Source organism: Bradyrhizobium australiense (assembly GCF_013114825.1).
Taxonomy (GTDB): domain Bacteria; phylum Pseudomonadota; class Alphaproteobacteria; order Rhizobiales; family Xanthobacteraceae; genus Bradyrhizobium; species Bradyrhizobium australiense.
In genome coordinates, this window is sequence record NZ_JAAVLX010000004.1 from 322,905 (window position 1) to 335,894 (window position 12,990).

Here is a 12,990-nt window from a genome sequence, read left to right on the forward strand (position 1 = left end):
TGCTTGCAACCCGGCTGCCCGGGTCCGTAGCAATAAGTCCCTTAGGCCGCGGCCGCCTTGGCGCCGGTCGGGACTTCCGCGATCGTCTTCAGGATCTGGGAAGCGATCTGGTAGGGGTCGCCCTGCGAGTTCGGGCGGCGGTCTTCCAGATAGCCCTTGTAGTCGTTCTTGATGAACGAGTGAGGCACACGGATCGAAGCGCCGCGGTCGGCCACGCCGTAGCTGAACTTGTTCCAGGGCGCGGTCTCGTGCTTGCCGGTCAGGCGCTTGTCGTTATCCGGCCCATAGACCGCAATGTGGTCCATGAGATTCTTGTCAAAGGCAGCCATCAGCTTCTCGAAATATTCCTTGCCGCCGACTTCGCGCATGTACTTGGTCGAGAAGTTGGCGTGCATGCCGGAGCCGTTCCAGTCGGTATCGCCGAGCGGCTTGCAGTGGAATTCGATGTCGATACCGTAGCTCTCGGTGAGGCGCAGCATCAGGTAGCGGGCCATCCACATCTGGTCGGCAGCGGTCTTGGAGCCCTTGCCGAAGATCTGGAATTCCCACTGGCCCTTCGCCACTTCGGCGTTGATGCCTTCGTGGTTGATGCCGGCGGCGAGGCAGAGGTTGAGATGCTCTTCCACGATCTTGCGGGCGACATCACCGACGTTCTTGTAGCCGACGCCGGTGTAGTATGGGCCCTGCGGAGCCGGATAACCGTCCGAGGGGAAGCCGAGCGGACGGCCGTCCTTGTAGAAGAAATATTCCTGCTCGAAGCCGAACCAGGCGCCTTCATCGTCGAGGATGGTTGCGCGCTTGTTCGAGGGGTGCGGGGTCTTGCCATCGGGCATCATGACTTCGCACATCACCAGGGCGCCGTTTTCACGCGCAGCATCGGGATAGACGGCGACCGGCTTCAGCACGCAATCGGAGCTATGGCCTTCGGCCTGCATGGTCGAGGAGCCGTCGAAGCCCCACAGCGGAAGCTGTTCGAGCGTCGGGAACTTGTCGAATTCCTTGATCTGCGTTTTGCCGCGCAGATTCGGCGTCGGCGTATAGCCGTCGAGCCAAATATACTCGAGCTTGTACTTGGTCATTGAGCCTCTCTTGAGTTGCTATGAAATGCGGGAAACCGAAGCCTTGAATTCTGGATTTTGACGCCCAGCCCCCTGGAGGTCTCCGCATACGTGTACCCGGCCACGTCAGGCCTCTCCTTACTAAGCACGTTACGTGCCAACCGCTGCAGTGCGGCAAGGGCCATCCGCAGGGCGAGCCGCCGGCGGCCCAAAATAAAAGCTGCGACATAGGACCGCGGCAGGCCGGCAAATCAGGCAGTCTGGCGGCAGGCTTGCCAGCCGAATCCAGCCCATTTCTCCGGCATTTTTCCCTTCCCTCCGCAAAGCGCTTAAAGGTTCGGCATCGATTTGAGGCTTCCGCGTGGGACGCCGGCTCACCCGAGCAACCATCTCGTCGGCTCACGCGTTGGTCATGCAAATGCTGCCTCGCAGAATGCACCGCCGAAATTGCCTACGAAATAGACAAACCCTGCCGATCTCTTGGTCACTTGCACCCGCTCGGGGCACCGACAATATCGACTTCCGTAACCACTGGAGAACGAGTCGGGCGCACCATGGAGCTCGCGCTTCGACAAAGGGAGACTGCAATGATGAATCAGAGTTTGAATCACGGGTCAGCCAAGATCTACCAATTCCCAGCCGGGGGCCGGGCGGCTCTCGGGGGACGTCGCTATGGCGAGACCAAAGCCGTGACCGAGTTCGCTGCCCAGCCGGTCAACGTCGCGGACTGCAGCGATAACTGGTACCACGCCGCGGCGATCGAGGACGCCAAAACCGAGCGGGATCACTGATGCCTGGGAGGTGTTTGGCAGGGACGCCGGGCAAGCGCGGCCCGGACAGAGAACTAAAAAGGGTCGGAACGAAATCGTTTCGGCCCTTTTTCATGACTGCTCGCACGTCGTGGTCCGCCGTCTGGCGTGCTTGAGTGTGGTGATGCCGGCTTTGGTGATCCTCAGGGTCACGCCCTTCCCCTGATAACGCGACCCCGACAGGGTCCAACGCCTCGGCAGCGTCAGCGCCTTGCCGTCGAGCTGCAGATGGGCGCGCTTGTCGTATTGGAAAAATCCGACGGTGAATTGCGATCCGTCGGCGCAACGATAATTGTTGAAGCTTGACTGCGCCGATGCCGGCGATGGCATGGTCGCAACCGCGGCGAGCCCTAGCGCCGCACCGAAAATCGTTATGTTCCGCCGATTCATGCTTCGCCCCCTTGTGAGTTCAGTATAGACGAGACGGGGCCGAACGACACCCGTCCCTTGTTCTCCGTCCCAACCCTTGCCGCATGATGTCAGATTCCCCCACCCGCCACCTCAATCTCGCCGGCGCCAGCAATTTCCGCGACCTCGGCGGTTATCCGACAAGCGACGGCCGCATTGTGCGTTGGCGGCAGATTTTTCGCTCCAACCATCTTGGCCATCTCACCGAAGGCGATGTCGCGATCCTGCGGGAGCTGGGCGTCCGCAGCGCGTTCGACTTTCGCGGCACCGAGGAGCGCGCCGCCGCCCTGTGTGGCATGCCCGAAATATCAGTTCATTCGCTGCCGGTCGAGCCGACGGTGGTCGCGGCACTGCGCGCCATCGCGGCCGCCGGCACGCCGCTGTCGACGGACCACGCCATCGAGGTCATGCGCGACTCCTACCGCAGCTATGTGCAGAAAAACACGCAGCACTTCCGGACGCTGTTTGCGCGTTTGCTGGAAGATCGCGCGCCGCTGGTGATCCACTGCACCGCCGGCAAGGACCGCACCGGTTTTGCCTGCGCGCTGATCCTGCATACGCTCGGCGTTGCCGACGACATCATCTCGGAAGATTATCTCCTGACCAACCGCTTCTACCGCAGGGATCCCAATCACAGCAGCGATCTGCCCGACCACGTCAGGCAGGTGCTCGGCTCTGTGCAGGCGTCGTTTCTTGCCGCAGCGTTCGAAGCCATCGACGCCGACTATGGCGATCTCGAAACCTATCTGCGCGATGGCCTCGGTCTTGGCGAAGCCGAACGCGCCCATCTCGAAGCGCGCTATCTGCAGCGCTGATCTAATCTGCCTTCATCCACCGCATCGATACGACCTGCGCGGACGGCTTGCCGCCTGTCGTCCGAACGTTGATCTGTACCTTGTAGTCGTTGCTGGTTTCGCTCTTGGGCACATAGAGCATCGCGGTAAAGCGAACGCGGCCGCGCTCATCGAGCGTCACCGGCAGATCCGTACGCACGCGGAACAGATCGAGCTTGGCGCCGTTTCACCATCGATCCGGTAATACGCAAAGGAATCGCTGTCCCAACGGCTGTTCGCGACCTCGACGACAGCCCGGCTGTCCGCCTTGCCCTCGCCGCACACAAGGCCACCATGTTGATCGGCAACGCAAGCCTGCGCAGACGCGCCAGCCGTCGGCTGCACACACACAATGCGAGGAGAACGAGTGGAAATGCCAGAGCGAGGCGCATGGCGCGATCTTATCCGGCTGACGCCCGCCGTAAAGCGGGCCGGAGCGGCCCGCAAGACAACGGTTATCGGCTCAGGCCGCCGCTTCCATTTCCAGTTCGGCGTCGAGATCGGCGATGACGTCCTCGAATGCCGAAATCGCCTGCTGGATCGCAGCGATCTGCATCAATTCCCAGCTCGAGACCGGACCGCTGCGATTCTGCAGCGCTACGACCAGGTCGCGCCGCTGCTCCTTAAGCTGAACAAGCGGTAAACCATGATCCGGCAAACCCATGACAAATCCCCCTGCCTTTTTGTTGCAGTCCGGTTCTACCGAACGGAATCTGCAAACGGCTTACAGAACTCCGGCAAATTTTATCGATTTCGTCCCATTCCATAGTCCTACGTGACGCCGTCCAATTCAACCACCCGCTCGATCGCACCAAAAAGGGCGTGCGTGATGCAATTCGTCGCCCATTCGCCCGTATGAAGGTGGGCATTGTCTCCATCGTCCAGATCGAGAATCGGAATGCCGTCGTCGACCCAGCGCTTCATCAGCGCGAAGCGGCTGAAGACGTTGACCCCGGCCTTCTCTCCAATGGCCTTTATCCGCTCTACCATCGCCTTGGATTGCTTGATGTGGTCTTGGTCAACCATGGCTTGCGTATATTGCAAGTCCATCAGCACCACATCCATCTGCAAACCGGCGAGCCAATCAAGACCGACCGCGATCGCCTTTCCCACTTCATCCGGATTATAGCTGGTGTTGCGATATACGGCGTTGGTGCCGACCTGCCAGATGACAAGCGCAGGTGTTTCGTCGATCACATCGGTCTCGAGGCGCGATAATTCCTCCGGAGACTCCTGCCCGCCGATCCCGCGATTCAGCACGTCAATCATGCGGCCATAGAATTTGAAGCTGCGCCGCAGGAGTAATTCCAGCCGGGGCGGATAAGGCAAGACCGGTAGGACACCTGCCGTCGAGGACGATCCAATGGCGACGATCCTGACTTTTCGCTTGTACCTGAGAGCTTCCTTGAAAAACCGCAGCGGGTATTTGAAGCTGACGAGATCGGGATGTGTCTCGCAGGGCCTGGTCGCGTCGGGCATGTGAACATCCTTCGCGGGAATGGTTCATCGCATGCCCGCATTTGGATGCAGAAATAAGCCGCATTGCAAATGAAAAGCTCCCGGCGCTAGGCTTCGCTCCCGTGTTTAGCGTATGGAGGCCCATCATGGACGGAAAAGTCATTATCGTGACGGGTGCTCTCGGCGCACTTGGCAGCGTCGTCGTGGATGAAGCGCTGGCACGGGGCGCCAGGATTGCGAGCGTCGATCATGCGCCGACGCAAGCCCCGGCCACGGCGGACCTGTTCGAACTCGGCGGCGTCGACCTCACCGATGCGGCGGTAGCCAAAAAGGCCATCGACGCTGCGGCCGCGCATTTCGGCAAGCTGGATGCGCTGATCAATGTCGCCGGCGGATTCGCCTTCGAGACGGTGGCGGACGGCGATCCCAAAACCTGGCAACGCATGTATGCGCTCAACGTCATGACCGCGCTCAACGCGTCGCGCGCGGCGATCCCGCACCTCACCGCATCGGGCGCCGGCCGCATCGTCAATGTCGGCGCGATGGGCGCGCTGCAGGCAGGTGCCGGCATGGGCGCCTACGCCGCCTCCAAGGCCGGCGTGCACCGCCTCACCGAGGCGCTCGCCGCCGAGCTCAAGGGCAAGATCACGGTCAATGCCGTGTTGCCGTCGATCATCGACACCGCAGCCAACCGCGCCAGCATGCCTAAGGCCGATTTCGCCAAATGGGTGACACCACAGGAATTGGCCGAGGTCATCCTGTTCCTCGCCAGCGACGCCGCGAGCGCCGTCACCGGCGCGCTACTGCCGGTGAACGGGAGGGTTTAATCCTCAACATCCCCCAGCTTTCGCAGCACCGCCTTGAAGCGGATGCTGCGCTTGCCGGCGAGCGCGGTGGCTTCGCCTTCCGCGCCGTCGCGGTCGTAGGTGCCGGAAAACCCGATGCCGACTTCGTGGCCGCCAAATACCGGCCGTTCGCCCTTGGCCGGGGTATGCTCGCGGTTGACGAGTTCGCCCTTCCATTTGCCGTTTGCCGCCGCGTACGCCCCGACATAGTCGAAGAACGCGTCGCCACCCCTGATGCGGCCGTCCTGCAGCAACATGACACCGGTGTTGCCGGCATCGATTCCGTCGAGCATACGGATGTGGATGGAATACAGTCCGTTGCCGATCCCGTCAGGGCCGACCACACCGGGCGGCGGCGCGTCGGCGTCGTTGATCGGGGTCAGGACCGTTGTGAACCGGATTCCCGGCAACGCCGTGCTGCCGCCCTCGAAATGAACTTCCTCGCCGCGGCGCACGCCTGTGAATTTCATCGCAATATTGTCGATGTCGAACATCGGTACATAGCCGGGATCGTGATAATGGCGCGACATCATGCATTCGGCGGAGATGACGCCTTCGGCCTCGGTGAAATGGCCGATGAACGAAGAACCGGAATCGCCGCCATAAAGCCTGCCGCCCGCAGTTGCGAACATCACGCCGGAACCTTCCCCGCGCTCCGTTGTGAAACGGAATTTGTATAGTCCTGACAGCACGCCCTGCTTACTCCGGAATTGGCACCGGCCAGTGCCCCTGCGATCTATCGGTCGCAGGTTCCCTTAAGTTGCAGTTGGTCTTGTCCCCACTGCAGAATAGCCGCTGAGGTGCCATCCGATCAAACGGTCAGCCGGAATTCAGCTAGAGTCGGCCAGTTGAGTCGCGGCCGTCTGCGCCGCCGGAGCCTGTCTTGGAAACCGCGCTTTATCTTCCCGTCAAACGCTTCCTCGAAAAGCTTGGCTTCACCGTCAAGGGCGAGGTCGGCGGCTGCGATCTGGTGGCGCTGAGCGGCGACGATCCCCCGATCGTGGTGATCGGCGAACTGAAGCTTTCCTTCAACCTGGAACTGATCCTGCAGGCCGTCGATCGCGCCGGCGCAGCCGACGAGGTCTGGCTCGCGGCCAAATTATCTGCCCGCGGCAAGGGCCGCGAAAACGATGCGCGCTATCGCAATCTCTGCCGCCGGCTTGGCTTCGGCATGCTCGCCGTCACCAACACCGGCGATGTCGAGGTGATCGTCAAGCCACCGACATCGGCGCCGCGCCGCGACCCCAAAAAGCGGTCGCGGCTGATCGCGGAGCACCAGAAACGCAAGGGCGATCCCGTCATGGGCGGATCGACGCGCGCGCCGATCATGACAGCGTACCGCCAACAGGCGCTGGCCTGTGCCTCCGCGTTATCGGCCGGGCCACGGCGCGTCAGGGATCTGCGGGCGGCGATTCCCGATGCCGGTAAAATCCTCTTGCACAACGTTTATGGCTGGTTCGACCGAGCCGAGCGCGGGATCTACATGTTGACTGATGCCGGCCATGCCGCGCTGAAACGCTGGCCGCAACAGCCGCTGGATCTGGTTGCCGCCAGCAATCCCCCGCCATGACGGCAAGAACGCTGACGACACCGGACCGTACAGCGCCACCGGATTTGAGAAATTGTAGACGCATGGCTGTATTGCCACGCGAAATTCATATTGCAATGCAACATTAGGGCACCTAGGTATCTCCGCAATCAAATGCGAGGCCCCTATGAGCGAAGACTGGAACACGAAATACGGCACACGACGCGTCCGGCGGGATCCGCCGACGCTGGAGGAGGCAATCTTCGCCGCGGTCGGGATCACCGACGACCAGCAGCAGCAGGCGGAAATCGCCGCCGCGCTGATGGGGCTGCCCTATGAGGAAGTGCTGGCCGAAGTGAAGAAGACCGGCCGCGCGCTGGCGCGATCGGCCACCCGCGTCATTGCGGGCGAGCAAGGCGCGCAGCGTTCGGTCGTGGTCGAGCGCCGTGTCGTCAGGCGCTTCGGCAACGACAAGCGCACCGGCACCTGAACAACCCAACCATTACCTGCCGTCATTCCGGGGCTCGCGAAGCACGAGCCCGGAATGACAGAGTGAGCGACGGTCGTCCGCCATTATTGCCTTACGAGGCGCCCCACTCGTGCGGCGCTGTGCCAGCCATCCGAAGCAGCATTCGCCGATAGGCGCTGTTGAAAGCCAAGACCGCGCGGGTCGCATTCAGCGTGCTCTCGAGCCAGGTCGTGGCGAGTTCTGTCTGATCATATTTTGTCAGATCGATGGTGCCGGTGGATTCGCCGTGACGGAACACCAGGTGTGCACCGAACTTATTGGCGAGCCCCCGCATGGCGTCGTTCTGCGCGCCGGTGGTGATCCGAAGACTCTTGTAGCCCTTGGCCCGCGCTTCCTTGATCAGCTTGCGGAAGAGGATGCTGCCGACGCCGCGACGACGCACGGACGCTTCGACGCTGAAGGCGATCTCAGGGAGCGAATCCGGTGACTGGTCCGGCGGATGCAGCTCCGCCGCTCCCCGAACCACGCCGTTTTCAAAGAAGGCGATGATCGTCGTGCCGTCATTGGCGCATTTCTCGGCGTAGCGCTCGATGAAGCTGTCGTCCATGAAGCCGTGGAAACGGTCGCGGCGGCTGGTGCGGTCAAGCCGCAGCAGGTGATCGCGCAACAGCGGCAACTCTTCCTGCTGGCTCAGCGTGCGCACGCTGCTATCGGCAAGCGCAGCCGCAATAACGGTGAGGTACATAGTCCAAAACTCCTCTGAGAAAACCCTCGAGGAGGCGTCCGAATCCCTAGACCACCTATATTGTGCGACGCAACATCAAATTCAAGAACGGACTGCTGCGTATACTGCCTTAAATAACGGCAGCATTTGCAGCAGTTTAGCCAATCCACCATTAACCAATTGTTAAGGATCGTCACGCGGCGCAAAGTGGGCATGGAGCTTGCTTATTTTAGGATGCGCCAAGCTCAGGCAACACACCCGGATGGTTCGCGGAGGCCCGTTGTGGCTGTCGTGCTCGACACCAGTTCTTGCCTTCCGGAGCGCCGGCTTGCGGTGTGGCAGGATATCGTGTGCGACACCTTCGTCGGGCTCGATTGCAAATCGGATATGCGCGGCGCGTTTTGGGGCTCGGTGTCGCAATCCAGAATCGGGCAGGTCGCGCTCACGCAGGTCGATTCCACGGCACAGCGGGTATTCCGCACGCCGTCGCGAATAGTCCGCGCCAGCGAAGATTTCGTGTTGATGGCGCTGGGCAATAATGGCGTGAACGGCGTGTTCCAGGATGGCCGCGAGGCTGTTGTATCCGCGGGACAATTCGTCATTTACGACACCACCCGACCCTACGAGCTACGCTTCGACGACAGCTTTTCGCAGACGATCTTCCAGATGCCGCGCAAATTGCTGCAGCAGCGCGTCGGCTCGTTCGATAGTTTGACCGCGACGACATTTGCAGGCGATCGTCCGCTCGAACGGCTGACGTATGATTTCGCGCGCAATGTGAGCAAGACGATCGAGCTGGTTGATCCCGCAGCCGCAACGCGCCTACTCGACCAGGCGCTCGACCTGCTCGCGATGACGCTTGCCGAGAGGCTGCATGCCCGCTTACCGGACCAGTCGGCCCACCGGTCGGCGCTGCTCTATCGCCTCAAGAACCACATCCTGACGCATCTTTCCGATCCCGAATTATCGCTGCCGCGCGCTGCAGCCGCGGTCGGAATCTCTCCGCGTTACGCCAGTGATCTGATGGCGGGCGAGCAGTCCTCGTTCCGCAGCTATGTGCAGGCGCAACGGCTGGAGCGCTGCAAGCGTGATCTTGCCGACCCCGCCTACCAGGCCCGGCACATCGGCGAGATTGCCTTCGCGTGGGGCTTCAACGACCTCGCCCATTTCAGCCGCATCTTCAAGCAGCGGTTTGGTGTCTCGCCGCGCGAATGGCGCGAGCAGCCGGGCAAATAACGTCTTCGCCACCTCTCCTTATCCGTCACGTCACGCCACAGACGTCAGGCGCGCCTCGTTCACCTGCAGGTTAAGACAAGTTTTCGTTCCGCTGCGGACAAGCTGCGCGCGCGGCCATGGCTGTAGGCTCGACATCAGCAAGTGTCGATCGCCAAAGCGAGAGGATGGATGCGATGGGTCTGGTTCATCAGAAATACAAGGTGGCGGTGGTTCAGGCGGCGCCGGTTTTTCTCGATCTCGATGCTACCGTCGACAAGACCATCAGCCTGATCGAGGAAGCTTCCGCAAATGGCGCGAAACTGATCGCGTTTCCCGAAACCTTCATTCCCGGATATCCGTGGCAGATCTGGCTTGGCGCGCCGGCCTGGGCGATCGGCCGCGGCTTTGTGCAGCGCTACTTCGACAATTCGCTCGCCTTCGACAGCCCGCAGGCGGAAAAGATCCGCCAGGCCGTGAAACGCGCCAAGCTGACCGCCGTGCTCGGACTGTCCGAACGCGACGGCGGCAGTCTCTATATCGCGCAATGGCTGATCGGACCCGACGGCGAGACCATTGCCAAACGCCGGAAACTGCGTCCGACCCATGCCGAACGCACCGTGTTCGGCGAAGGTGACGGCAGCGACCTCGCGGTTCACGATCGCGCCGACGTCGGCAGGCTTGGCGCGCTGTGCTGCTGGGAGCACCTGCAGCCGCTATCGAAATACGCGATGTATGCCCAGAACGAACAGGTGCATGTCGGCGCCTGGCCGAGCTTTTCGCTGTACGATCCGTTCGCGCATGCGCTCGGCCATGAGGTCAATAACGCCGCGAGCAAGGTCTATGCGGTCGAAGGTTCGTGCTTCTTCCTCGGCCCCTGCGCTGTGGTCTCGCAGGCGATGATCGACGAGCTCTGCGACTCTCCCGAGAAACATGCCTTCCTGCATGTCGGCGGCGGCCACGCCGTGATTTATGGGCCGGACGGCAGTTCGCTGGCCGAGAAACTGCCGCCCGACCAGGAAGGAATTTTGTATGCCGACATCGATCTCGGCATGATCGGGGTGGCGAAGAACGCCGCCGATCCGGCCGGGCATTATTCGCGGCCCGACGTCACGCGGCTGTTGCTCAACACCACGCGCGCCAACCGCGTCGAGCACTTCTCGCTTCCCGTCGATGCCGAGGTCATGAGCGAAATCAGGCTGCAGGCTTGACGCTTCCATTCTGAAAGGAGCAGGCCCATGGAATCCGCGATCCCGGAGCATCTGCAAACCGCGCGAACGCGCCGCCGCCGCGTCGGTGACGATTATGCGCCGCCCTACCCGTCGTTCGTGGCTCGGCACAAGCCAAGCGTCACGCGGGTGGTGATGGCCTATTTCGGCATCCAATCCCGCGGCGCGCTCCCGGCCGCCGCGGAACGGGCTTTGGCGCGACTCGCTTCGGATTTCGCTGCCGCCGATGGCCCGTCCCATTGGGACCGCGCGAGCTATATCGACGAGGCCGGTTTCAGCAACATCGTCATGGTGGCCTATTGGGGCGAGCGGCAAAAATTCGATCGTTGGTTTCCGGCCCTGCGCGAGCGCTGGACCGGCGAGCAGCGGACCAATGATGGATTCGGCACCTTCATCGAGGCGCTTTACCCATCCGTGGAAGGCTATGAGACGCTGTTCTCTTCACTTGGCAGACCCGAAGGTGTCGCCGTTCTCGCCGACGGCATGAGCGGCGAGGTTTTGGAGCACGCCTATTGGGGCGGCATGCGCGATCGCATCCCGTTGTCCCAAACCAGCGAGATGGCGGCCTCGGGCTCGGCCGGTGCGATCCGCAATGGTGCGCGCATCCGGATCATCCCGCATGACAATATCTGCCTGATCCGGTCGGGCCAGGACTGGGGCGATACCGAGGCCGCCGAACGCGAAATGTACCTCGGCGATGTCGAGCCGGTGTTGCAGGAAGGCATGGATTTCCTCCGCGACCAGGGACGTTCGATCGGCTGCTATGCCAACCGCTACATGATGGTCATCGGCTCCGACGGCGCGAGAGCCGAAAAGTCCTACGGCATGAGCTGGTGGAAAAGCTTGTCGGCGCTCGAACGCTGGGCTGAATCGCACCCGACCCATGTCAGGATTTTCGGCGCTGCCATGAAATACCTGTCGACGCTGGGACCGGCCGCAAAATTGCGGCTCTACCACGAGGTCACCGTCGCCCGCGCCGACGAGCAGCTTTTCGAATATGTGGACTGTCATCCACAAACCGGAATGCTGAACGCCGTGCAGACGGTGGAGGCGGCCTGAGGCTACAGCACCATCTGGGTCTGTGTGACGACCGCGACCAGCTTGCCGTCTTCGGTCTCCAGCCGGGTCTGCCAGACCTGGGTGCGGCGCCCCCGGTGCACCGGTGTGGCGGTCGCAATCACTGTGGACCCTTCCTTGGCGCCGCCGATGAAATTGGTCTTGCTTTCGATCGTGGTGGTGCCTTTGGCATCCGTCGGCAGGTTGATGACGGTCGCCGCAGCGCCGACCGAATCCGCGAGGGCCATGATAGCGCCGCCGTGAATCGTATTCCGCAGGGTGCAGAGGTCCGGCCGCACCAGCATCTTGGCGACCACCCGATCCATTCCGGCTTCCGTGAAGGTTACCCCCTTCAGTTCCGCAAACGGCATCTTCATGGACTGGATTTTTTCGAGCGGCGTCATTCGTCCTCCGGGTTTTCTTTGAAGTGATTTCCTGAACAGAATGGAGGCTGCCGGTAAATCAGGCAATGACCTCCGAGGTAATGACCGCCGTGACATGGCGCGCGGATTTCGGCATATCGTCAGGCATGCGCCAGTTCCCGCCCAGCCGAATCGTCTGCCTGACCGACGAGACAGTGGAGACGCTGTATCTGCTTGGCGAGCAGGACCGCATCGTCGGCGTCTCCGGCTATGCGGTGCGGCCGCCACAGGTCCGCCGCGAAAAGCCGCGGGTCGCCGCCTTCATCTCCGCGGACATTCCGAAAATTCTGGCGCTGGAGCCCGATCTTGTGCTGGCCTTCTCCGACCTGCAGGCCGGCATCGTTGCCGATCTTGTACGCGCGGGCGTCGCCATCCACGTCTTCAACCAGCGCGACATTGCAGGGATTCTCACGATGATCCGGACGCTTGGCGCCATCGTCGGCGCAGCAGACCGCGCCGATCAACTCGCGCGCGGCCTTGAAGAGCGGCTCGCGCGGGTCGCTGCGACGCCCCGATCCGCGCCGAAGCCAAAAGTCTATTTCGAGGAATGGGACGATCCCCTGATTTCCGGCATCGGCTGGGTCTCCGAACTGATCGAGATCGCCGGCGGCGAGGACGCGTTGCCGAACCTGCGGCTTCAGCAGGCGGCCAAGGACCGGATCATCTCGCCTGACACGGTACGTGACGCCGCGCCCGACGTGATCCTCGCCTCCTGGTGCGGCAAGAAGGTGGTGCCCGGCCGCATCCGGCAGCGTCCGGGCTGGAGCGAGATTCCGGCGGTGCGCAACAACCGCATCGTCGAGATCAAGTCGACGATCATTTTGCAGCCGGGGCCGGCAGCGCTGACGGATGGGCTGGATGCGATCGTGAAGGCGTTGTGGCCGGAGCAAGCAGTTTAGCCGTCGTCCCTGCGAACGCAGGGACCCATACGCCGCGGCC

17 protein-coding genes are annotated in these 12,990 nt (G+C 62.1%); 9 read left to right on the plus strand and 8 right to left on the minus strand.

Features of this window, described 5'->3' with window-relative positions:
* Positions 1 to 41: 41 nt before the first annotated feature.
* Complete coding sequence (locus tag HCN58_RS13565) at positions 42 to 1,079, minus strand: glutamine synthetase beta-grasp domain-containing protein (RefSeq protein ID WP_171579869.1); 1,038 nt, start codon at positions 1,077 to 1,079, stop codon at positions 42 to 44.
* A gap of 566 nt (positions 1,080 to 1,645) precedes the next feature.
* Between HCN58_RS13565 and HCN58_RS13570 the strand changes: the two genes are divergently transcribed.
* Positions 1,646 to 1,849 (plus strand): DUF2735 domain-containing protein, encoded by a 204-nt coding sequence (locus HCN58_RS13570; protein ID WP_171579870.1) that lies wholly within the window; start codon positions 1,646 to 1,648, stop codon positions 1,847 to 1,849.
* A gap of 90 nt (positions 1,850 to 1,939) precedes the next feature.
* Here the strand turns inward: HCN58_RS13570 and HCN58_RS13575 are convergent, their stop codons facing one another.
* Positions 1,940 to 2,257 (minus strand): MliC family protein, encoded by a 318-nt coding sequence (locus HCN58_RS13575; RefSeq protein ID WP_235983603.1) that lies wholly within the window; start codon positions 2,255 to 2,257, stop codon positions 1,940 to 1,942.
* Between the two features lie 86 nt (positions 2,258 to 2,343).
* Between HCN58_RS13575 and HCN58_RS13580 the strand changes: the two genes are divergently transcribed.
* Positions 2,344 to 3,090 carry a tyrosine-protein phosphatase gene (locus HCN58_RS13580; protein ID WP_171579871.1) on the plus strand — a complete coding sequence of 249 codons (747 nt, stop codon included), beginning with the start codon at positions 2,344 to 2,346 and terminating at the stop codon, positions 3,088 to 3,090.
* 1 nt (position 3,091) lies between these two features.
* Here HCN58_RS13580 and HCN58_RS13585 read toward each other — a convergent pair whose 3' ends face one another.
* The 3 genes from HCN58_RS13585 to HCN58_RS13595 all read right to left on the minus strand — a co-directional run bounded on the left by HCN58_RS13585 (position 3,092) and on the right by HCN58_RS13595 (position 4,587).
* Positions 3,092 to 3,268 (minus strand): hypothetical protein, encoded by a 177-nt coding sequence (locus tag HCN58_RS13585; RefSeq protein WP_171579872.1) that lies wholly within the window; start codon positions 3,266 to 3,268, stop codon positions 3,092 to 3,094.
* Between the two features lie 303 nt (positions 3,269 to 3,571).
* Entirely contained in the window at positions 3,572 to 3,772 is a 201-nt protein-coding gene (locus HCN58_RS13590; protein WP_028346392.1) for a hypothetical protein, read from the minus strand.
* A 107-nt stretch (positions 3,773 to 3,879) separates the two neighbouring features.
* A complete protein-coding gene (locus HCN58_RS13595) occupies positions 3,880 to 4,587 on the minus strand; it encodes an SGNH/GDSL hydrolase family protein (protein WP_171579873.1) in 708 nt (235 codons plus the stop codon).
* A gap of 125 nt (positions 4,588 to 4,712) precedes the next feature.
* Between HCN58_RS13595 and fabG the strand changes: the two genes are divergently transcribed.
* A complete protein-coding gene (fabG, locus tag HCN58_RS13600; protein WP_171579874.1) occupies positions 4,713 to 5,393 on the plus strand; it encodes a 3-oxoacyl-ACP reductase FabG in 681 nt (226 codons plus the stop codon).
* On the opposite strand, the gene HCN58_RS13605 is transcribed toward fabG, so the two are convergent.
* Entirely contained in the window at positions 5,390 to 6,043 is a 654-nt protein-coding gene (locus tag HCN58_RS13605; protein WP_171579875.1) for a GrlR family regulatory protein, read from the minus strand. The two genes, fabG and HCN58_RS13605, sit on opposite strands and share 4 nt — an antisense overlap.
* A 251-nt stretch (positions 6,044 to 6,294) precedes the next feature.
* On the opposite strand from HCN58_RS13605, the gene HCN58_RS13610 reads away from it, so the two are divergent.
* Together HCN58_RS13610 and HCN58_RS13615 are read left to right on the plus strand one after the other, a co-directional pair.
* Complete coding sequence (locus HCN58_RS13610; RefSeq protein ID WP_171579876.1) at positions 6,295 to 6,981, plus strand: DUF2161 domain-containing phosphodiesterase; 687 nt, start codon at positions 6,295 to 6,297, stop codon at positions 6,979 to 6,981.
* A gap of 145 nt (positions 6,982 to 7,126) precedes the next feature.
* Entirely contained in the window at positions 7,127 to 7,429 is a 303-nt protein-coding gene (locus HCN58_RS13615) for a hypothetical protein (RefSeq protein ID WP_028346396.1), read from the plus strand.
* A 91-nt stretch (positions 7,430 to 7,520) separates the two neighbouring features.
* Here the strand turns inward: HCN58_RS13615 and HCN58_RS13620 are convergent, their stop codons facing one another.
* Positions 7,521 to 8,153 carry a GNAT family N-acetyltransferase gene (locus HCN58_RS13620; RefSeq protein ID WP_171579877.1) on the minus strand — a complete coding sequence of 211 codons (633 nt, stop codon included), beginning with the start codon at positions 8,151 to 8,153 and terminating at the stop codon, positions 7,521 to 7,523.
* A gap of 261 nt (positions 8,154 to 8,414) precedes the next feature.
* Between HCN58_RS13620 and HCN58_RS13625 the strand changes: the two genes are divergently transcribed.
* The 3 genes from HCN58_RS13625 (at position 8,415) to HCN58_RS13635 (ending at position 11,632) form a co-directional block, all read left to right on the plus strand.
* Entirely contained in the window at positions 8,415 to 9,368 is a 954-nt protein-coding gene (locus HCN58_RS13625) for an AraC-like ligand-binding domain-containing protein (protein WP_311966810.1), read from the plus strand.
* A gap of 173 nt (positions 9,369 to 9,541) precedes the next feature.
* Complete coding sequence (locus HCN58_RS13630) at positions 9,542 to 10,555, plus strand: carbon-nitrogen hydrolase family protein (RefSeq protein ID WP_171579879.1); 1,014 nt, start codon at positions 9,542 to 9,544, stop codon at positions 10,553 to 10,555.
* Positions 10,556 to 10,582: 27 nt separating this feature from the next.
* Positions 10,583 to 11,632 (plus strand): phenylacetaldoxime dehydratase family protein, encoded by a 1,050-nt coding sequence (locus HCN58_RS13635; RefSeq protein WP_171579880.1) that lies wholly within the window; start codon positions 10,583 to 10,585, stop codon positions 11,630 to 11,632.
* Positions 11,633 to 11,634: 2 nt separating this feature from the next.
* Here the strand turns inward: HCN58_RS13635 and HCN58_RS13640 are convergent, their stop codons facing one another.
* Positions 11,635 to 12,033 carry a PaaI family thioesterase gene (locus HCN58_RS13640; protein ID WP_171579881.1) on the minus strand — a complete coding sequence of 133 codons (399 nt, stop codon included), beginning with the start codon at positions 12,031 to 12,033 and terminating at the stop codon, positions 11,635 to 11,637.
* A gap of 125 nt (positions 12,034 to 12,158) precedes the next feature.
* Between HCN58_RS13640 and HCN58_RS13645 the strand changes: the two genes are divergently transcribed.
* Entirely contained in the window at positions 12,159 to 12,950 is a 792-nt protein-coding gene (locus HCN58_RS13645; protein ID WP_171580369.1) for a cobalamin-binding protein, read from the plus strand.
* Positions 12,951 to 12,990 lie beyond the last annotated feature (40 nt).

Bases quoted from the DNA above. Each gene is read 5' to 3' on its own strand.
- HCN58_RS13565 (WP_171579869.1), bottom strand. From the start codon at position 1,079: ATGACCAAGTACAAGCTCGAGTATATTTGGCTCGACGGCTATACGCCG.
- HCN58_RS13570 (WP_171579870.1), top strand. From the start codon at position 1,646: ATGATGAATCAGAGTTTGAATCACGGGTCAGCCAAGATCTACCAATTC.
- HCN58_RS13575 (WP_235983603.1), bottom strand. From the start codon at position 2,257: ATGAATCGGCGGAACATAACGATTTTCGGTGCGGCGCTAGGGCTCGCC.
- HCN58_RS13580 (WP_171579871.1), top strand. From the start codon at position 2,344: ATGTCAGATTCCCCCACCCGCCACCTCAATCTCGCCGGCGCCAGCAAT.
- HCN58_RS13590 (WP_028346392.1), bottom strand. From the start codon at position 3,772: ATGGGTTTGCCGGATCATGGTTTACCGCTTGTTCAGCTTAAGGAGCAG.
- HCN58_RS13595 (WP_171579873.1), bottom strand. From the start codon at position 4,587: ATGCCCGACGCGACCAGGCCCTGCGAGACACATCCCGATCTCGTCAGC.
- fabG (WP_171579874.1), top strand. From the start codon at position 4,713: ATGGACGGAAAAGTCATTATCGTGACGGGTGCTCTCGGCGCACTTGGC.
- HCN58_RS13605 (WP_171579875.1), bottom strand. From the start codon at position 6,043: ATGTTCGCAACTGCGGGCGGCAGGCTTTATGGCGGCGATTCCGGTTCT.
- HCN58_RS13615 (WP_028346396.1), top strand. From the start codon at position 7,127: ATGAGCGAAGACTGGAACACGAAATACGGCACACGACGCGTCCGGCGG.
- HCN58_RS13620 (WP_171579877.1), bottom strand. From the start codon at position 8,153: ATGTACCTCACCGTTATTGCGGCTGCGCTTGCCGATAGCAGCGTGCGC.
- HCN58_RS13630 (WP_171579879.1), top strand. From the start codon at position 9,542: ATGGGTCTGGTTCATCAGAAATACAAGGTGGCGGTGGTTCAGGCGGCG.
- HCN58_RS13635 (WP_171579880.1), top strand. From the start codon at position 10,583: ATGGAATCCGCGATCCCGGAGCATCTGCAAACCGCGCGAACGCGCCGC.
- HCN58_RS13640 (WP_171579881.1), bottom strand. From the start codon at position 12,033: ATGACGCCGCTCGAAAAAATCCAGTCCATGAAGATGCCGTTTGCGGAA.
- HCN58_RS13645 (WP_171580369.1), top strand. From the start codon at position 12,159: ATGCGCCAGTTCCCGCCCAGCCGAATCGTCTGCCTGACCGACGAGACA.